Source organism: Maritimimonas sp. 2210JD6-3 (assembly GCF_056591795.1).
On the sequence record NZ_JBWQOJ010000018.1, the window covers coordinates 14,571 to 31,809 of the forward strand.

The window sequence follows — 17,239 nt, forward strand, 5'->3', positions numbered from 1 at the left end:
TCTTTATAAACTAAAACGTCATTGCGAAAAAAACGTAATAAAATGAAGTTTTTTGTGGCAATCTTATTCAAAAAGAAAGATTACTTCAGACTAAACGTCTTCGTAATGACGTATATAATTGATTTTTATATAATTTTCTGTTCTTTTCGTCGAACTCACATTAGAATATATAAAAAATAAGCCCAACTCTTATATCTTTTATCTTGAGTGGTTCGCCAGTACTTTGCAAAGAAGCATTAGAAAAAAGATTCTTGAGACCATAATAAACATTCACATTCCAAGTTCCATAACCAGCAGATAAGGTTAAACCGTATTGAAATTTGTTAAGTTCGTTGATACCATTTATTTTGGTTGTTCCATTCTGTTTTAGTTTTGCATTTGAAGCAAATACATAACTAAATTTTATTCCTGGATATACACGCCAAAACTTATATAATTTTGCGGTAGAAGTCCTCCAACGTATTTCAAAAGGCATTTCGATAGCATGCATAGAGAATTTATTCCTATCGAAAGAAGTATCTCCTAATGATTGAAAAACGGTCATTCCGTTTTCTTCGAAGATTTTTAAGTTCTGATAAAATGTATTTCTACCGTAGCCCAAGCCAATACCCAATCCAAAATTTCTCGTTTGATTCAACGGAATGTCTTTGATGTAGCCTAAGGAAATTCCATTTGATAATCCTTTTAAACTTATAGTATCTGGTCGCTTAGAAAGTATATTGTAGGAAAGATTTAAGTAAAATTGATCTTCTAAATAGTTATTATCAACCTTACCTGAGTTCTGAGAAAAGGCTATTGCGAAATAGCAAAGAAAAATCCCAACTATATAATGTTTAATCATTTAATTACAAAACTATAAAAAATAAAAAAAGGCAATCGTACGATTGCCTTTTTGTTAATTACTAACTTAATTAGTTTTTTACATTATCTAAAGCACTTCCTTTAAGTGTAGAGTAATTTATCTTAAGCGCATTCACATCTCTAAGTTTTTCTTTTATATCAGAAATTGTTCCAACATTTGCCTCAACATCTGCTTTAATAGAGGTCGTTAATTTAGGGATATCTTCTTCAGAGTGCTTCGTTCTTACCTGAAATATAAATGATGGTACTTCTTCTACAGAAGCAATTTTATCATTTAACTGAATTTTATCACCCTTGGTACTACCATCTTTAGACTTACCAACGTAAATATAATTTACTAAACTCTTCTTTTCTAATTTTTGAACTTCAGTTGCTTTCGGCAATGTCGGTTTTTTAATCTTCATTTCCGTTTCACGCATTACTGTAGTTACCATAAAAAAGAAAAGTAACATAAATACAATGTCTGGTAAAGATGCGGTAGAAATACCAGGCATTCCTTTTTTCTTCTTTCTAAATTTAGACATGTTCTTTATTATTTTGTAGGTTCAGCCTCAGATATAATTTGAGGGTAAATCTCTGTTTTTATTTCTTTTTGCTGCTCATTAGTAAGTTTATCAAAATCTCTACCATATTTCTTGTTAGAATAACGGTTTCTTAGATCGTTATATGCACCTACTAACTCATTTTGTACAGCTATATACGTAGCATATGATGTACCTCTATCACTTCGTAAAGAAATAATAGCTTTCTTGGGGTGATCTGAAGATTCAGGATCTTTAGCACCTTCACACCATGTACAAGGTTTAAGATTCTCTTTAGCTAAAGCTTCTGCTGTACCTCCACCATTATCGATAAACTTCATAGTAGCTTCTCTTAAGTCACCAATCTGCATATACGTTTCACCTTCTATTAAAATTTCATTACGTCTATTCACATCAACTTCAAAAACGTTTTTCTGTTTTAATATAGGCGGCTCAATATCTTCAGGCTGCTTTTCTGGCAATTTACGAGCTATCCCTGTATCGATATCCATAGTAGTTGTAACTAAGAAGAATATCAATAACAAAAACGCAATATCTGCCATTGAACCTGCATTAATTTCTGGGGTGTCTCTTCTAGCCATAATAAATAATTATTTTATCATTGATTTCACAAAGCCCATTCCGATAGCTAACAAACCTCCTAGGCCTAATATTCCCGTAAAGGTAATTAAGGTTCCGACCCACTTAGATGTAGATCCTGCCTCACCATCTTTGACAACATTACCAAAACTATCTAATACGGCATCACCAGATGAAACAAAATAAGATAGCATTAATAATACACCTAAGATAACAACACCCATTAGCGTTTTTTTAAGGTTCTGAGGGTTCTTTATCATGTTACCAATTGATAGTAATAACGTAATTACAGTAACAGCAATAAGTAACCAGAAAGCAAACATCACAAAAGTGTTTGCAACCCCTTGCTGTGATGGATCATTTTCGATAACCTCACCACCTATCAGAAATAAACGAATGAAAAAAACTATCGCAAGGACACCAACAGCAACTGCTACCCATTTAAATATTTTATATAAATCCATAGTTAAATCTTATTTTTTATGTCTGATCAATAAATCAACAAGTGAAATTGAAGCATCCTCCATATTATTTACTATACTATCAATTTTAGCAATGATATAGTTATAGAAAATTTGAAGAATAATCGCCACAATAAGACCGAATACTGTTGTTAATAAGGCTACTTTAATACCATTTGCAACAATACCTGGAGAAATATCACCTGCAGCAGCAATCGCATCAAATGCATCGATCATACCAATTACCGTACCCATGAACCCTAACATTGGTGCTAGTGCAATAAATAAAGATAACCAAGAAACATTTTTCTCTAATAATCCCATTTGTACACCACCATAGCTTACTACAGCTTTTTCTGCTTGTTCAACTCCTTCATCCATCCTATCTAATCCTTGATAGAAAATTGAGGCAACAGGACCTTTTGTGTTTCTTGCTACTTCTTTTGCAGCTTCTACTCCTCCAGAAGCTAACGCTTCTTCTATGTTACTTACCAATTTATTTGTATTGGTAGTCGCCATGTTTAAGTAGATAATTCTTTCTATTGCAATAGCCAAACCTAGAATTAATGTTACCAATACAATTCCCATGAATATTGGACCACCTTCTATAAAGCGTTGTTTAACTATTTGGTGAAATGTTTGTTCTGCCTCACCTGAAGCAGCAGCATCCTGTAATGTAGTAAATGCGTAACTATTTTGAATTGAACTCAAAAATAATCCTGTAATTGCTAGGATAGTAAATACTTTTTTCATTGTGTAAATCTTAATTAATTAAATTAGTTAACGGGTTAAAGATATAAATTTTTTATTAATAAAAGATATTTTTAAGCGGAGAGAAAGGGATTCGAACCCTCGATACAATTTCTCGTAAACATGCTTTCCAGGCATGCGCCTTAAACCACTCGGCCATCTCTCCTCAAACTAATCTTCTATTTTTAAGACGACCAAATAACAAAAAAAAGTGTTCAATAAAAAATTTCACTGAAGAAACTAACTCATTTCTCCACGAAGTGAAGTTTCAAAAATTCTTTTAAATTCTTTTTTTTCTATATTCTCGCCTAACAAATACATAAGCTTGGCAACAGCAGATTCTGTTGTGATATCTTTACCATTAATTAAGCCTATTTTTTGTAATTGAATACTCGTTTCATACTGACCAAGAATTACACTGCCTCCAACACATTGCGTAACATCAACAATAACAATATCTTTCTCAAGCGCTTGTTTTAACAGGTTAATAAACCATTTTTCTGTGGGTGCATTTCCAGAACCATAAGTCTCTAAAACTACTCCTTTTAAATTCGGTATATTTAAGATGTGCGCTACAACATTCTTAGTAATACTAGGAAACAATTTTAAGACCACAATATTATCTTCTAATTTTTTACGAACTATCAGTTCTTTGTGACTATTTACCTTTACTATTAAACTATCGTTAAATCTTAAATGCACACCACTTTCTGCTAATGGTGGATAATTCGCTGAAGTAAAAGCTTCAAATTGTTCAGCATTTATTTTTGTAGTTCTGTTAGCGCGATACAATTTATATTCAAAATATAATCCAACCTCTGTAATACATGGCTCATCTTTTTTGTTTCTAGAAGCTGCAATTTGTACAGCAGTAATTAAATTTTCTTTTGCATCAGTTCTTAAATCACCAATAGGTAATTGTGAACCCGTAAATATTACAGGTTTATTTAAATTCTCAAACATAAAACTAATTGCAGAAGAAGTATAAGACATTGTATCAGATCCTGTTAACACAACAAATCCATCTTTTCTTATATAATACTTTTCTATAATCTCAGCTATAGTTATCCAATAATTCACATTCATATTTGAAGAATCAATTGGTTCATTAAATGAGATTGTTTCAATATTACAATTCAATTGATTTAATTCAGGTATTTTTTCATATAAGTGATTAAAATCAAATGCTTTTAAAGCATTCGTATGATAATCTTTAATCATACCTATGGTACCACCTGTGTAAATCAATAATATTTCAGGAACTTTTGTCATGTCTTAAATTTCGGTTAAACTAGATTATAAATTGACATATCTTATTGATAATCAATAAAATATAAAACTAAAACATCTTACCATCTAGAAATTAAGAATCCTTTTACAATTTTGGAATAATTTATGTTGTAAATTTATCAAGATTATTAAATTAACAACAACTTAAACAATAAAGATTTATGATAGGATATTATATAATTATTGGAGGGCTTACTCTTGTAAGCTGGCTAATAAGCAGTAAATTAAAAAGTAAATTTAAGCATTATTCAAAAGTTCAGTTACGTAACGGAATGAGTGGTGCTGAAATTGCTGAGAAAATGTTAGCAGATCATGGTATTAATGATGTAAAAGTCATTTCTACGCCAGGTATGCTTACTGATCATTACAATCCAAAAAATAAAACGGTTAACTTAAGTGAAGGTGTATTTAATCAACGTAATGCAGCTGCAGCTGCGGTGGCGTCTCATGAAGTTGGCCATGCTGTACAACATGCTACAGCATACAACTGGTTGACGATGCGCTCTAAATTAGTACCTGTTGTAAGTCTTACTTCTAATTTTTCACATTATTTAATTATAGGTGGCTTAGTATTAGGTGCAGCTTCTAGTTCTACCGGAATTGGTTTTACTGTTGCTATTATCGGATTAGTCGCTATGGCACTGGGTACCATATTCAGTTTTATTACTTTACCTGTTGAATATGACGCAAGCAATAGAGCTTTGGCTTGGTTAAAAAATAAAAATATGGTAAGTCAAGAAGAGTATAAAGGTTCTGCAGATGCCTTAAAATGGGCAGCAAGAACTTATTTAGTAGCTGCTTTAGGTTCTTTAGCCATGTTATTGTATTGGGCTTTTGCTATTTTGGGTAGAGACTGAAAATAATTTTGTAAATATTAAATCCCGCGAATGCGGGATTTTTTTATATTTTAATTTGTCGATCAATTTGCTGATCTAATGATATAAATGTTTCGGTACGAGATACGCCTTTTATAGATTGAATTTGTTTATTTAAAACTTCCATAAGGTGCTCATTATCTCTACATAAAATCTTGGCAAAAATTGCATAATTTCCTGTAGTATAGTGACTTTCAATCACCTCATCTATTTCTTTTAATCTTTTTATTGCTTCTTTATAGGTACTTGCCGCATCTAAAAATATTCCCACAAAAGCGAGTGTTTTATACCCTAAAACTTTCGGATTAATTATAAATTTCGAACCTGCAAGTAACCCTGATTTTTCTAATTTCCGTAACCGTTGATGAATAGCTGCACCTGAAATTCCTACCTCACGAGCAATACTTAAAATAGGAGCCCTTGCATCACTCATCAAGTTTTTCAGAATAATCTTATCAATACCATCAATATGTAAGTCTTTAACCTTCATTTCCTTTCATTTTAATAGTAAAAATACAAAAAAACAATTATCTTAATACAAGTCATAAGTTTATAAACGGAATAATTATTGTAGAAAATTAATTTACTATTTAAACTCAAAAAAAATATTAAATGAAAAAAATCGTATTAGTCTTAATTTTCTGTGGATTTACTTCTATTACTAAAGCTCAAAATGCAACTGTAGAAAAATCAATTTATAGTATTCAAACTGGATTTTTAGGTGTTTGGTTTCACAATGAAACTAAATTGTCTAATCAAATAGCTTTAAGAAGTGAATTAGGACTGGATAGCGGAATTTTTGGAGGAAGTTATTATGATGGGGTAGGCTTTTTTTAACTCCTGTAATTACCTTAGAACCTAGGTGGTACTACAACTTAGATAAAAGAGTTTCTAAATCGAGAATTATCACTGGTAATAGTGGGAATTTTGTTTCATTAAAAACTACTTTTACACCCGATTGGTTTGTTATTTCTAATGTAGATCGTTTAAGTATTACAAATAATGTTGCAATAATTCCATCTTGGGGAATAAGGCGGAACCTAGGGAGTCACTTTATTTATGAAGCAGGAATAGGAATTGGATACAGATATTATCTTGATTTTAATTATGGCCAATCAGCAGGTAATTTACATTTACGAATTGGTTACAGGTTTTGACATACTAAAAAGAGGTCGTCTAAAAAGTAACTTTTAGGCGACCTCTTTTTAGTAATTTATTCAACTATACTTCAGGTTGAATTTCAAAATCTTCCATAAATTTAGTAGTATAATTACCTGCTAAATAATCTGGATGCTCCATCAATTGTCTATGAAATGGTATTGTTGTTTTTATACCTTCAATTACAAATTCATCTAAAGCGCGTTTCATTTTATTAATAGCCTCTTCTCTCGTCTGTGCTGTCGTTATTAATTTAGCAATCATAGAATCGTAATTAGGCGGAATCATATACCCAGCATACACATGCGTATCTAAGCGCACACCATGGCCTCCAGGAGCATGTAAAGTCGTAATTTTACCTGGTGAAGGTCTAAAATCATTAAAAGGATCTTCTGCGTTAATACGGCATTCTATAGAATGTAAATTTGGTGTATAATTTTTACCAGAAATAGGCACTCCAGCTGCCACTAGTATCTGTTCACGAATTAGATCAAAATCTATTACTTGCTCCGTAATTGGGTGCTCAACTTGAATACGAGTATTCATTTCCATGAAGTAGAAGTTTCTATGTTTATCAACCAAGAATTCTACTGTGCCTGCACCTTCGTATTTTATAAATTCTGCCGCTTTTACTGCTGCTTCACCCATTTTTTTTCGTAATGCACTTGTCATAAACGGAGAAGGTACCTCTTCCGTTAACTTTTGATGACGACGTTGTACAGAACAATCTCTCTCTGATAAATGGCAGGCTCTTCCAGTAGAATCACCTACAATTTGTATTTCAATATGGCGTGGCTCTTCAATAAGTTTTTCCATATACATATCATCGTTACCAAATGCTGCTTTAGATTCTTGTCTAGCTGAATCCCAAGCATCTTTAAGATCTTCTTTTTTCCAAACCGCACGCATTCCTTTACCACCACCACCAGCTGTTGCTTTGAGCATAACTGGGTATCCTACTTCTTCTGCAAGTTTTTCGCATTCTTCAAAATCCTCAATAATTCCATCACTACCAGGCACACAGGGTACACCAGCTTCTTTCATAGTTGCTTTTGCAGTTGCTTTATCTCCCATTTTAGAGATCATATCTGCCGAAGCACCAATAAATTTAATGCCATGTTCTTCACAAATTTTTGAAAACTTAGCATTTTCTGATAAGAACCCATAGCCAGGGTGTATAGCATCTGCATTTGTAATTTCTGCTGCGGCTATAATGTTTGATATTTTCAGGTATGATTCACCGCTTGGTGGAGGCCCAATACAAACAGCCTCATCTGCAAACTTAACATGCAAGCTTTCTTCGTCTGCAGTAGAATAAACAGCTACTGTTTTTATACCCATCTCTTTACAGGTTCTAATTACACGTAGTGCAATCTCACCTCTATTGGCAATTAAAATCTTTTTAAACATAATATACTTAGTTATGAGTTAGAATTCAGAGTTAGCATAGCTACTGTCTAACCTCTAAAATTCTAATGTCTAATTATGATGGGTCAACCAAAAATAAAGGTTGGTCAAATTCTACTGGAGAAGAATCATCTACTAGCACCTTTACAATCTTTCCAGAAACTTCTGATTCGATTTCGTTAAATAATTTCATCGCCTCAATAATACATACTGTATCTCCTACATTTATCGTACTGCCCACTTCAACAAACACTGGTTTATCGGGAGAAGGTTTTCTGTACATAGTACCTATTATAGGCGATTTTATAACTATGTATTTTGAATCATCATCACTTGTAGCTGCTGGTGTAGCAGGAGTTTCTACTGGTGCTGACACTTGTGTAGGAGCTACTGGTGCTTGAGCTATAGGAGCTTGTTGAACAATGGTAGTTTCAGTTTTTCCTGCAGCAGCAGTTTTAACTGTAATCTTAATGTCTTCCATTTCTAATTTTACTTCACTTGCTCCTGATTTTGCAACAAACTTAATTAGATTTTGAATGTCTTTAATATCCATAATTTATTGAATGAGTTAGTTTCTTAAGCATTATATGCCCACTTTAAATAGATAGCTCCCCAAGAGAAGCCTCCACCAAAAGCAGCAAATATTATAGTATCTCCTTTACGGAGTTGTTTTTCATAATCATTTAATAGTAATGGTAAGGTAGCCGATGTCGTATTACCATATCTTTCAATATTCATCATTACTTTCGATGCCTCTAGCCCCATGCGTTCGGCAGTGGCGTCTATAATTCTTTTATTGGCTTGATGAGCGGCGAGCCATGAAACATCATCTTTAGATAAGTTATTTCGATTTAAAACTTTGGTGCACACATCTGCCATATTAAAAACAGCATTTTTAAATACTGTTCTACCTTCCTGATGCACAAAGCTACCATCTTTATCTCCAATAACATCTCCTTTTTTATAAGGATAAGACGAACCTCCTCTTTTAACTTGTAAAAAGTCTCTCCCTTCACCATTGGTTCTTAAATATTCATCTTGTATTCCTAATCCTTCCTTATTCGCTTCAAATAAAACTGCCCCAGCACCATCTCCAAAAATGATACAGGTTGCTCTATCTTCATAATCAATCATTGAAGAATTTTTATCGGCTCCTATGAGTAGTACTTTTTTATACTTCTCTGATTCTATATAGCTTGAAGCAATTGACATTCCATATAAAAAGCTAGAGCAAGCAGAATCTACATCAAATGAAAAAGCATTTGTTGCTCCTATCTTGTGAGCTACAAATGCTGCTGTTGAAGCTGCTTGCATATCTGGGGTAGCAGAAGCTACAATTACAAGTTCTATTTCTTTTGGATCAAGATTAGATTTAGAAACTAAATCTTCGGCCGCTTTTATAGCCATAAAAGAAGAGCCTTTACCTTCTTCTTTTAAAATTCTACGTTCTTTAATACCTGTTCTCGTAGTAATCCATTCATCATTGGTATCTACCATGGTTTCTAATATTTTATTAGAAAGTACATACTCTGGTAAATACATCCCTACAGCTGTTATAGCGGCGGTAGTCTTAGTCATAAGCTAAATTGGTTAGGTCTTAAATTTTTACTTTTGTAATGTAAAAACAGGTTTCAAATGTACTAAAAAAAACAACTGACTTTTATTAATAAAAGTCAGTTTTTGGTCATTTTTGATCAAAAAACACAAAAAAACCCTCAAAAATGAGGGTTTTTATAAGCTTTATAAGATTTTAAGCTTCTGCTTCAGTGCTATCAATTACTACTTGACCTCTGTAGTATAATTTACCTTCGTGCCAGTGCGCTCTATGATACAAATGAGCTTCACCAGTTGTAGGGTCAACAGCTATCTGAGGAGTACTCGCTTTGTAGTGAGTTCTTCTCTTATCTCTTCTCGTTTTAGATATTTTTCTCTTAGGATGTGCCATATTACTATATTTTTATTTTTTCAACAGATCTTTTAATTTTGACCATCTCGGATCTGCTTCTTCACTATTTTTATACTTTTTTGGTCTTAACTCTTCTAATTTATCTAATATATCAGATTGTAATGTACCATCTTCAATACCTGGATGCACTTTCTTTGCGGGTACGGCAAATACAATCATTTCATATATAAATTGCCCAACATGTATTTCATGTTCTGAATGCGGTATGATAACTATATTTTCATTTTCATCGTTATAAAAATCTCCAAATTTTACAACAATTTCTAACGAAGTTTCAATAGATTCTTCATACAGTTCATTTGTAACATCACAAGCTACTTGTATCTTTCCATTTGCGACAAAATATAATTCTAAAAGGGTTGATTTTTTAACAAAATCTAAAACTACTTTTAAATCAGCATCTATAATTTCATCAAAAGGAAAAGACTCAAAGAACGTTTTATCTACTAGATATTCAAACTGATGGTTTCCTTCTTTTAATCCAACAAAAGGAATTGTGAATATTTTTTTCATTTCTTCTACCAACATCAATTGAGCGCGCAAAGATAAAAAAATAATACTAAAAATAGGCTAAATAAAGAATTTCTTGAAACCAACTATCCTCAGGACAAACTACAGGGGTATTTCGTCAGTTTCATTTTGACCTCAGGGTCAAAAACAGAAATCCTATTACTTAGATTCCCGTTTTCACGGGAATAACAATTTCAACGGATAGCTCGATGCAAGCATGCGGGAATTCTTTTCGATTAAAATTAACTTTTAGCAACCTGTTTAGACCTAAGTTTACTTTTTGACATTTTAATGTGTTGATTCCTCGTTTTAGCAATCTTTATAGCGGTAAACACAGCTTCCGAAAATGATGAATGATTCGCCTGGTTTTTGCCAGCTATTTCATATGCGGTACCATGATCTGGTGAAGTTCTAACAATATTTAAACCTGCTGTAAAATTCACTCCTTTACCAAAAGATAGCGTCTTAAAAGGTCCAAGGCCTTGGTCATGATACATTGCCAATACGCCATCAAAATTTTTATAACTTTCTGAACCAAAGAAACTATCAGCCGCATAAGGACCATATACAATTTTTCCTTCTTTTTGAATTTTTTCTAAAGTAGGACGTACAATATCGTCATCTTCCTTGCCAATAACACCATTATCCCCACAATGCGGATTTAATCCCAAAACTGCAATTTTAGGTTTAGAAATTGCAAAATCTTTTAAAAGCGATTCGTACATTAAACACACTTTTTTAGTAATTAATTCGGGAGTAATCGTTTCAGCGACTTTACTTATGGGTAGATGCCCTGTAACTAAACCTATTCTAAGTTCATCTGTCATTAAAATCATTAAACTACTTCCCTCAAATTGGTTTTCAAGATATTCTGTGTGACCTTCGAATGTAAAAGCTTCTGATTGGATGTTATTTTTATTTATCGGAGCTGTCACCAATACGTCTATCAACCCGTTTTTTAAAGCCTTTGTAGCTTCACTTAATGAAACAAATGCAGCTCTACCTCCCTCTTTAGTTTCTTTACCAAATTCTATTGAAGTTGTTTCCCTTATTACATTAACCACATTTAACTTCTCAGCTACTATTCTATCTAAACTTTTAATTCCATTAGTATTTATGGCGTTTATTTCTGTTTGCTTTCTATGAATCGATACAATTTTAGTATTACAGAATAGTATAGGAGTGCAGAAATCGAACATTCTGTTATCTTCAAAAGTTTTAAGCACTACCTCTAAACCTATACCATTAATATCTCCACAAGATATACCTACTCTTATTTTGTCATTTTTCTTCATTAAAAGGCTATAAATTTATACTTTTGAGAACGTTAAACTACATATAATTGTTACTTAACAAAAGTACTAAATCTTACTGAGTTTAGTATCTGGGTTTAGTCGTTAAATAATATCTTAAAAATGTTTACAGGGATTATAGAAGAAATAGGGAAAGTTATTTTAATAAGAAAAGACAGAAGTAATCTAAATATTACTATTAAAAGTAAACTAACACCTGAATTGAAAATTGATCAGAGCATCGCACACAATGGCGTGTGTTTGACTGTCGTTGCTATTAAAGATAATTTATATACTGTAACTGCTATTGAAGAAACACTTATTAAAACAAATTTAAATACATTATCTGAAGGAAGTTTGATAAATCTAGAAAGAGCAATGAAATTGGGAGACCGGCTTGATGGGCATATTGTGCAGGGTCATGTTGATCAAATTGGGAAATGTATTTCAATTGAGGAATCTAATGGTAGTTGGTTATATACCTTTAAATATGATACTAAACTAAGGAACATTACTATCGAAAAAGGATCAATTACAATAAATGGGGTAAGTTTAACAGTTATTAATTCTAAAGAAAATCAGTTTAGTGTAGCTATTATACCTTATACATTCGATAATACAAATTTTAAATCTCTACGGGTTAATGATGAGGTGAATTTAGAATTTGATGTAATTGGTAAATATGTAAAAAGACTAACTGAATTCAGTTAGTCTTTTTTATTTAATTTTTTAATGCCGTATGCAGCTCCAAGTGCGAGCAATATCCCAATACCACCATCAATTGGTTTCCCAGGTGGTGGTGGTGGATTTCCAGGAGGACCTCCCCCGCCTGGTCCATTTCCACAAGGTGGTGCAGTTCCATCTGGGCATTGCGCATTGGCTTCTAATGCAAGAAACAATACTGCAATAACCAATATAGATGTGATGTATTTTTTTAACATAAACTTCCCCTTTTTACTTAAATGATTCATCAATAATCATTTATTTCATTGCAAATATATAAATTTTTCTAACCATAGAAACGTAAAGATACCAAATTTAGTATTATTAAATGGTTAATTCATCTATTTTACATGTTGTGGTCCCACTTGGGCTCGAACCAAGGACCCCCTGATTATGAGTCAGGTGCTCTAACCAGCTGAGCTATGGGACCTAAAAATTTTGGAGTGCAATATTACCAATAATTTAATTACTGCACAATGTTTACTACAAAAAATTAAATAGAACGATTCATAAGCGTAACACCTAAGTCTTTAAAAGATTCTTTGAAAACCTCTTCTGTTGACAACTTATCTATAGCATTAAAAGCCTTCGTCGTATATGTTTTTATTTCACGTTTAATTTTTAATGGTATATCATATTTATTGAACAAAGACGTCACCTCGGCAATCTTTGATTTATTACTAGTATCGGTTTTATAAAGATCGAGAAGTATATTTTTATCAGATGATGATGCTAATTCGAGTGTTTTAAGATATAACCATGTCTTTTTATTTTCAATAATATCTCCTGCCTTTTGTTTTCCGAAATCTTCTTCACCAAAAACATCTAAATAATCATCTTGTAACTGAAATGCAATTCCTAAGTTTAATCCATAATTATAAATTAGCTTCTGATCTTCTAAAGAAGCATTTGCGATAATAGCCCCCATTTTTAAAGCAGCAGCTACTAAAACAGCAGTCTTGAATTCTATCATTTTAAGATATTCAGGTATTGAAACATCATTGCGGATTTCAAAATCTATATCATATTGCTGACCTTCGCAAACTTCAATAGCGGTTTTACTAAAAAGTTTTGCTAAATCTCTAAATTTTTCTGGGCTATAACTTTCAAAAAATTGATAGGCTAAAATCATCATGGCGTCCCCAGAAAGGATTCCTGTATTCTCGTTCCATTTAGTATGTACTGTTGGCTTACCTCTTCTAACTGGCGCAGAATCCATAATATCGTCATGCACCAAAGAAAAATTATGGAAAACCTCTACTGCAACTGCAGCATTAAGAGCGTCTTTTACGTTCCCACCAAAAGCATCACAACTCATTAAGGTTAAAATAGGTCGAAGTCTTTTACCGCCAAGATTTAAAATATAGGAAATCGGTTCGTAAAGATTTTTTGGCTCCTTTGTTTTTATCTGTTCATTCAAATAACCGATAAAAAGCTCTTTATACTGTTCTGTAGTCAAAAAAAATATTTTCTGTAAAAATATTGTAAACAAAACAAATCCATTCTCTTTTATAATGTTATTTTTTAAAAAACTTTGGAAACTATTTTTGTTTTAAAAGTTTCCTTGCTATTTTTGCATTCGATTTATGAAAGAAAAAATTTTACATAGAGCCGCAGACATGTTCATCTCACTTGGTTTTAAAAGTGTAACCATGGATGACATTGCAAATAATATGGGTATATCAAAAAAAACCATTTATACTCACTTTAAAAATAAAACGCAACTTGTTGAAAAAGTAACTTTTTCATTATTCGAAAAAATTTGTGATGGCATTGATTGTATTTGTGATACCTCAAATAATCCTATTGAAGAGTTGTATGACATCAAAATGTTTGTAATGCAACATTTAAAAAATGAGCGTACTTCTCCTCAATATCAATTAAAAAAATACTATCCCCAGATATACGATGTACTTCGTGTAAAGCAATTTGAAAAAATGCATGAATCGGTTCAAGAGAGTTTACAAAAAGGGGTTGATACAGGATTATTTCGTTCAACCATCGATGTAGGTTTTATTTCTAGAATGTATTTTAATGGCATGACGGGTATTAAAGATGAAAGTATTTTCCCCAGAAGTGAATTTACAAGTGACTATTTAATGGAAAGCTATTTAGAATATCACTTAAGGGCTATTGTAACAACCAAAGGATTAGAAATAGTAAACAAATTTATAACGATCAATCAAGTAGTGTAATGAAGTATAAACTTACCGTACTGTTAGCTTTAATTTATAGTATAAGTACTTTTTCTCAAGAAGTATCTAAAAATTTCTCTTTAGAAGAGGCTATTAACTATGCGCTAGAAAACAATAGAAATGCAAAAAACGCCGAAAGAAATATAGAGGCCGCAGAACAACAAAAATGGGAAACTACGGCCACTGGTCTTCCTCAAATTAATGCTAAAATAGATTATCAAAATTTTCTAAAGCAGCCTGTATCGTTATTGCCTGCTCAGTTTTTTGATTCACGGGAACAAACTATTACCACAGTTGAAGACTTTTTCGGCATTACTAGAACAAGTTCTCCCGACCCTGTAGAAGGATTTATACCCGTGGTTTTTGGGACTAAACAAAATGTAAATGCCACTGCTACGCTGAGCCAGCTTTTATTTGACGGTTCTTACCTCGTTGGATTGCAATCGGCAAAAGTTTTCCTTGAAATTTCAAAAAATGCCAAAGAAAAAACGGATTTAGAAATCAGAAAATCGGTCATCAATGCTTATGGTAATGTACTATTAGCACAAGAAAGTGTAAAAATTACTAAAAAAAACAAGGAAGTACTTCAAAAAAGCCTTAATGAAACGCAAAAAATATTCGAAAATGGTTTAACCGAAGAAGAAAACGTTGAGCAATTACAAATTACATTAGCACAATTAGATAATGGTTTAAAGAATTCTAAGCGACTAGAAGCGATTGCTTACAAAATGTTGAACATTACACTAGGTGTAGATTTAGATACGCAAATTAACCTTACTGACAATTTAGAAACACTCACAGTACAAAACGTTGATTTAGCTTTGTTAGACGCCGAAAATAATGTAAAAAACAATGTAGATTACAAAATTGCTGAAAATGATAAGCGTTCTAGAGAGTTACTCTTAAAACTAGAAAAAAGCAAAGCCCTACCGCAATTAACTGCTTTTTTAAATGGAGGCTATGCAGGCAATAGTGATTCGTTTACCTTTTTAGACAGTGATCAACGTTGGTTTGGCTCTTCCTTGGTAGGTGTAGGCTTAAACATCCCAATATTTAGTTCTTTTGGTAGAAGAGCTGCCACACAACGCGCTAAGATCAACTTAGAAAAATCAAAAACTCAATTAACTGAAACTGAACAACAACTAAAATTTCAAGTTGCTTCTGCTAAAAGTAATTATCGATTTGCTATTGAATCGTATCAAACAACAAAGCAAAATTTAGCGTTGGCTGAACGTATTGAGAAAAAAAATCAAACAAAATTTTTTGAAGGTATCTCCACCAGTTTTGACCTACGTCAAGCACAAACACAATTATATGGAACGCAAGCAGAATTTTTACAGGCTATGCTTAATGTAATCGTAAGAAAATCTGAATTAGAAACCGTATTAAACACCATTAAAAACTAATATAACTTAACTCACAATACATTATGAGAAAGCTATTTTCAATTGTAACTTTAGCCTTAATTATTGCCTCATGTGCAGGTAAAAAGAAACAATCTATAGACGACATCATCGCGTCAGGTGATTTAGAATCTATACGTACAAAACGTTCTGAGATTGTTATTGATCAGCAAGAGATTGCTGATCAGCTTAAAAAATTAGATGAAGAGATCGCTAAACTCGATCCAACACAAAAAATTCCTTTAATCACAACTTTTAAAGCAAAAGAAGCTGTTTTTAATCACTTTTTAGAATTACAAGGTAATGTGCAAACAAAACAGAATGTATTGGTGTATCCTGAGATGGCAGGAACACTTTTAAGAATTTATGTGAAAGAAGGACAGCGCGTCGGTAAAGGACAACTTCTAGCAACTATAGATGATGGTGGTGCAAGTAATCAAATTGCCCAAATGGAAAGTCAAGTCGCTTTAGCAAAAACTACTTACGATCGTCAGAAAAGATTATGGGATCAGAAAATTGGAAGTGAAATACAATACTTAAATACCAAGACCAACTATGAATCTCTACAAAGCTCGTTAAACGCGTTAAGAAAGCAGGTTTCTAAGTATTCTATAAGAGCTCCTTTTAGTGGAATAATTGATGATGTAATAAAAGATCAAGGCACCGTAGTAGCGCCAGGTCCAGGTTCTGAAATATTTAGAATTGTAAATCTTAACAATATGTATATCGAAACCGATGTTCCTGAAACATATATTTCGAATGTAACCACTGGAAAAAAGGTTGAAGTAGAATTTCCTGTTTTAGGAAAAAGTATAGAGGCAAAAGTACGTCAGGCTGGTAATTTTATCAATCCTGCTAACAGAACCTTTAAAGTAGAAGTGGGTATCACTAATAAAGATAAATCTATAAAACCAAATTTAACTGCAAAGCTTAAGATCAACGATTATACCAACAATAAAGCATTATTAATTCCGCAAAGTATTATATCAGAAGATGCATCTGGCCAACAATATATATATGTTGTTGATAGTATAGAAAACGTTGATGATGGTTTTCAGGGTATTGCCAAACGAGTAATCATCGAAACTGGTAAAACACAAAATGATGTTATTGAGGTTCTGTCGGGTATTAAAAACGGTACTGAAATAATCGAAGAAGGTGCTCGTAGTGTTAAAGATGGGCAAACTGTAAAAATCCTAAATGGTAGTAGCACGGCGAAATAATTCC

At 32.5% G+C, this 17,239-nt stretch carries 21 protein-coding genes and 2 tRNA genes; 6 read left to right on the forward strand and 17 right to left on the reverse strand.

Features of this window, described 5'->3' with window-relative positions:
• Positions 1 to 160: 160 nt before the first annotated feature.
• The 7 genes from AC1EUY_RS09155 to AC1EUY_RS09185 form a co-directional block, all read right to left on the reverse strand.
• Positions 161 to 841: a porin family protein gene (locus AC1EUY_RS09155; protein ID WP_480195224.1), complete on the reverse strand. Its 681-nt coding sequence runs from the start codon at positions 839 to 841 to the stop codon at positions 161 to 163.
• A 70-nt stretch (positions 842 to 911) separates the two neighbouring features.
• Positions 912 to 1,385 (reverse strand): ExbD/TolR family protein, encoded by a 474-nt coding sequence (locus AC1EUY_RS09160; RefSeq protein WP_480195225.1) that lies wholly within the window; start codon positions 1,383 to 1,385, stop codon positions 912 to 914.
• Positions 1,386 to 1,393: 8 nt separating this feature from the next.
• Entirely contained in the window at positions 1,394 to 1,984 is a 591-nt protein-coding gene (locus AC1EUY_RS09165; RefSeq protein ID WP_480195226.1) for an ExbD/TolR family protein, read from the reverse strand.
• Positions 1,985 to 1,993: 9 nt separating this feature from the next.
• The gene (locus AC1EUY_RS09170; RefSeq protein ID WP_480195227.1) at positions 1,994 to 2,446 is read right to left on the reverse strand and encodes a hypothetical protein; all 453 of its coding nucleotides are present in this window, start codon (positions 2,444 to 2,446) and stop codon (positions 1,994 to 1,996) included.
• Between the two features lie 9 nt (positions 2,447 to 2,455).
• Positions 2,456 to 3,196 (reverse strand): MotA/TolQ/ExbB proton channel family protein, encoded by a 741-nt coding sequence (locus tag AC1EUY_RS09175; protein ID WP_480195228.1) that lies wholly within the window; start codon positions 3,194 to 3,196, stop codon positions 2,456 to 2,458.
• A 76-nt stretch (positions 3,197 to 3,272) separates the two neighbouring features.
• A tRNA-Ser gene (locus AC1EUY_RS09180) sits at positions 3,273 to 3,359 on the reverse strand.
• A gap of 74 nt (positions 3,360 to 3,433) precedes the next feature.
• Positions 3,434 to 4,465: an asparaginase gene (locus tag AC1EUY_RS09185; protein ID WP_480195229.1), complete on the reverse strand. Its 1,032-nt coding sequence runs from the start codon at positions 4,463 to 4,465 to the stop codon at positions 3,434 to 3,436.
• Positions 4,466 to 4,644: 179 nt separating this feature from the next.
• Here AC1EUY_RS09185 and AC1EUY_RS09190 point away from each other — a divergent pair, with 179 nt between their 5' ends.
• Positions 4,645 to 5,340, forward strand: coding sequence for a zinc metallopeptidase (locus tag AC1EUY_RS09190; protein ID WP_480195230.1), 696 nt, complete (start codon positions 4,645 to 4,647; stop codon positions 5,338 to 5,340).
• A gap of 43 nt (positions 5,341 to 5,383) precedes the next feature.
• Here AC1EUY_RS09190 and AC1EUY_RS09195 read toward each other — a convergent pair whose 3' ends face one another.
• On the reverse strand, positions 5,384 to 5,848 hold the full coding sequence (locus AC1EUY_RS09195) for an Lrp/AsnC ligand binding domain-containing protein (protein WP_480195231.1): 465 nt from the start codon (positions 5,846 to 5,848) through the stop codon (positions 5,384 to 5,386).
• A 122-nt stretch (positions 5,849 to 5,970) separates the two neighbouring features.
• Between AC1EUY_RS09195 and AC1EUY_RS09200 the strand changes: the two genes are divergently transcribed.
• Positions 5,971 to 6,195, forward strand: coding sequence for a hypothetical protein (locus tag AC1EUY_RS09200; RefSeq protein ID WP_480195232.1), 225 nt, complete (start codon positions 5,971 to 5,973; stop codon positions 6,193 to 6,195).
• A gap of 384 nt (positions 6,196 to 6,579) precedes the next feature.
• Here AC1EUY_RS09200 and accC read toward each other — a convergent pair whose 3' ends face one another.
• From accC to pdxA, 6 genes are all read right to left on the reverse strand, one after another.
• A complete protein-coding gene (accC, locus tag AC1EUY_RS09205) occupies positions 6,580 to 7,926 on the reverse strand; it encodes an acetyl-CoA carboxylase biotin carboxylase subunit (RefSeq protein WP_480195233.1) in 1,347 nt (448 codons plus the stop codon).
• A gap of 73 nt (positions 7,927 to 7,999) precedes the next feature.
• The gene (gene accB, locus AC1EUY_RS09210; RefSeq protein WP_480195234.1) at positions 8,000 to 8,476 is read right to left on the reverse strand and encodes an acetyl-CoA carboxylase biotin carboxyl carrier protein; all 477 of its coding nucleotides are present in this window, start codon (positions 8,474 to 8,476) and stop codon (positions 8,000 to 8,002) included.
• 23 nt (positions 8,477 to 8,499) lie between these two features.
• On the reverse strand, positions 8,500 to 9,501 hold the full coding sequence (locus AC1EUY_RS09215) for a beta-ketoacyl-ACP synthase III (protein WP_480195235.1): 1,002 nt from the start codon (positions 9,499 to 9,501) through the stop codon (positions 8,500 to 8,502).
• 172 nt (positions 9,502 to 9,673) lie between these two features.
• Positions 9,674 to 9,868, reverse strand: coding sequence for a 50S ribosomal protein L32 (gene rpmF, locus AC1EUY_RS09220; protein ID WP_480195236.1), 195 nt, complete (start codon positions 9,866 to 9,868; stop codon positions 9,674 to 9,676).
• 12 nt (positions 9,869 to 9,880) lie between these two features.
• Positions 9,881 to 10,402: a YceD family protein gene (locus AC1EUY_RS09225; RefSeq protein ID WP_480195237.1), complete on the reverse strand. Its 522-nt coding sequence runs from the start codon at positions 10,400 to 10,402 to the stop codon at positions 9,881 to 9,883.
• Between the two features lie 239 nt (positions 10,403 to 10,641).
• Positions 10,642 to 11,694 carry a 4-hydroxythreonine-4-phosphate dehydrogenase PdxA gene (gene pdxA / locus AC1EUY_RS09230; protein ID WP_480195238.1) on the reverse strand — a complete coding sequence of 351 codons (1,053 nt, stop codon included), beginning with the start codon at positions 11,692 to 11,694 and terminating at the stop codon, positions 10,642 to 10,644.
• A gap of 120 nt (positions 11,695 to 11,814) precedes the next feature.
• Between pdxA and AC1EUY_RS09235 the strand changes: the two genes are divergently transcribed.
• Positions 11,815 to 12,402 carry a riboflavin synthase gene (locus tag AC1EUY_RS09235; RefSeq protein ID WP_480195239.1) on the forward strand — a complete coding sequence of 196 codons (588 nt, stop codon included), beginning with the start codon at positions 11,815 to 11,817 and terminating at the stop codon, positions 12,400 to 12,402.
• Here AC1EUY_RS09235 and AC1EUY_RS09240 read toward each other — a convergent pair.
• The 3 genes from AC1EUY_RS09240 to AC1EUY_RS09250 form a co-directional block, all read right to left on the reverse strand.
• Positions 12,399 to 12,662, reverse strand: coding sequence for a PID-CTERM protein-sorting domain-containing protein (locus AC1EUY_RS09240; RefSeq protein ID WP_480195240.1), 264 nt, complete (start codon positions 12,660 to 12,662; stop codon positions 12,399 to 12,401). The two genes, AC1EUY_RS09235 and AC1EUY_RS09240, sit on opposite strands and share 4 nt — an antisense overlap.
• A gap of 108 nt (positions 12,663 to 12,770) precedes the next feature.
• A tRNA-Ile gene (locus AC1EUY_RS09245) sits at positions 12,771 to 12,844 on the reverse strand.
• 63 nt (positions 12,845 to 12,907) lie between these two features.
• Positions 12,908 to 13,873 carry a polyprenyl synthetase family protein gene (locus tag AC1EUY_RS09250; RefSeq protein ID WP_480195241.1) on the reverse strand — a complete coding sequence of 322 codons (966 nt, stop codon included), beginning with the start codon at positions 13,871 to 13,873 and terminating at the stop codon, positions 12,908 to 12,910.
• Between the two features lie 127 nt (positions 13,874 to 14,000).
• Between AC1EUY_RS09250 and AC1EUY_RS09255 the strand changes: the two genes are divergently transcribed.
• Genes AC1EUY_RS09255 through AC1EUY_RS09265 form a run of 3 tightly spaced genes read left to right on the forward strand, consistent with a single transcriptional unit; the run spans position 14,001 to position 17,235 of the window.
• A complete protein-coding gene (locus tag AC1EUY_RS09255; RefSeq protein WP_480195242.1) occupies positions 14,001 to 14,609 on the forward strand; it encodes a TetR/AcrR family transcriptional regulator in 609 nt (202 codons plus the stop codon).
• Positions 14,609 to 16,015 (forward strand): TolC family protein, encoded by a 1,407-nt coding sequence (locus AC1EUY_RS09260; RefSeq protein ID WP_480195243.1) that lies wholly within the window; start codon positions 14,609 to 14,611, stop codon positions 16,013 to 16,015. The genes AC1EUY_RS09255 and AC1EUY_RS09260 overlap by 1 nt, the downstream gene beginning before the upstream one ends.
• A gap of 23 nt (positions 16,016 to 16,038) precedes the next feature.
• Positions 16,039 to 17,235 (forward strand): efflux RND transporter periplasmic adaptor subunit, encoded by a 1,197-nt coding sequence (locus tag AC1EUY_RS09265; RefSeq protein WP_480195244.1) that lies wholly within the window; start codon positions 16,039 to 16,041, stop codon positions 17,233 to 17,235.
• Positions 17,236 to 17,239 lie beyond the last annotated feature (4 nt).

Coding starts and splice junctions, on each gene's coding strand:
- accC (WP_480195233.1), bottom strand. CDS start 7,926: ATGTTTAAAAAGATTTTAATTGCCAATAGAGGTGAGATTGCACTACGT.
- AC1EUY_RS09160 (WP_480195225.1), bottom strand. CDS start 1,385: ATGTCTAAATTTAGAAAGAAGAAAAAAGGAATGCCTGGTATTTCTACC.
- AC1EUY_RS09235 (WP_480195239.1), top strand. CDS start 11,815: ATGTTTACAGGGATTATAGAAGAAATAGGGAAAGTTATTTTAATAAGA.
- AC1EUY_RS09165 (WP_480195226.1), bottom strand. CDS start 1,984: ATGGCTAGAAGAGACACCCCAGAAATTAATGCAGGTTCAATGGCAGAT.
- AC1EUY_RS09175 (WP_480195228.1), bottom strand. CDS start 3,196: ATGAAAAAAGTATTTACTATCCTAGCAATTACAGGATTATTTTTGAGT.
- AC1EUY_RS09195 (WP_480195231.1), bottom strand. CDS start 5,848: ATGAAGGTTAAAGACTTACATATTGATGGTATTGATAAGATTATTCTG.
- AC1EUY_RS09190 (WP_480195230.1), top strand. CDS start 4,645: ATGATAGGATATTATATAATTATTGGAGGGCTTACTCTTGTAAGCTGG.
- AC1EUY_RS09260 (WP_480195243.1), top strand. CDS start 14,609: ATGAAGTATAAACTTACCGTACTGTTAGCTTTAATTTATAGTATAAGT.
- AC1EUY_RS09215 (WP_480195235.1), bottom strand. CDS start 9,501: ATGACTAAGACTACCGCCGCTATAACAGCTGTAGGGATGTATTTACCA.
- accB (WP_480195234.1), bottom strand. CDS start 8,476: ATGGATATTAAAGACATTCAAAATCTAATTAAGTTTGTTGCAAAATCA.
- AC1EUY_RS09200 (WP_480195232.1), top strand. CDS start 5,971: ATGAAAAAAATCGTATTAGTCTTAATTTTCTGTGGATTTACTTCTATT.
- AC1EUY_RS09265 (WP_480195244.1), top strand. CDS start 16,039: ATGAGAAAGCTATTTTCAATTGTAACTTTAGCCTTAATTATTGCCTCA.
- AC1EUY_RS09255 (WP_480195242.1), top strand. CDS start 14,001: ATGAAAGAAAAAATTTTACATAGAGCCGCAGACATGTTCATCTCACTT.
- AC1EUY_RS09240 (WP_480195240.1), bottom strand. CDS start 12,662: ATGAATCATTTAAGTAAAAAGGGGAAGTTTATGTTAAAAAAATACATC.
- AC1EUY_RS09170 (WP_480195227.1), bottom strand. CDS start 2,446: ATGGATTTATATAAAATATTTAAATGGGTAGCAGTTGCTGTTGGTGTC.
- pdxA (WP_480195238.1), bottom strand. CDS start 11,694: ATGAAGAAAAATGACAAAATAAGAGTAGGTATATCTTGTGGAGATATT.
- AC1EUY_RS09225 (WP_480195237.1), bottom strand. CDS start 10,402: ATGAAAAAAATATTCACAATTCCTTTTGTTGGATTAAAAGAAGGAAAC.
- AC1EUY_RS09185 (WP_480195229.1), bottom strand. CDS start 4,465: ATGACAAAAGTTCCTGAAATATTATTGATTTACACAGGTGGTACCATA.
- rpmF (WP_480195236.1), bottom strand. CDS start 9,868: ATGGCACATCCTAAGAGAAAAATATCTAAAACGAGAAGAGATAAGAGA.
- AC1EUY_RS09155 (WP_480195224.1), bottom strand. CDS start 841: ATGATTAAACATTATATAGTTGGGATTTTTCTTTGCTATTTCGCAATA.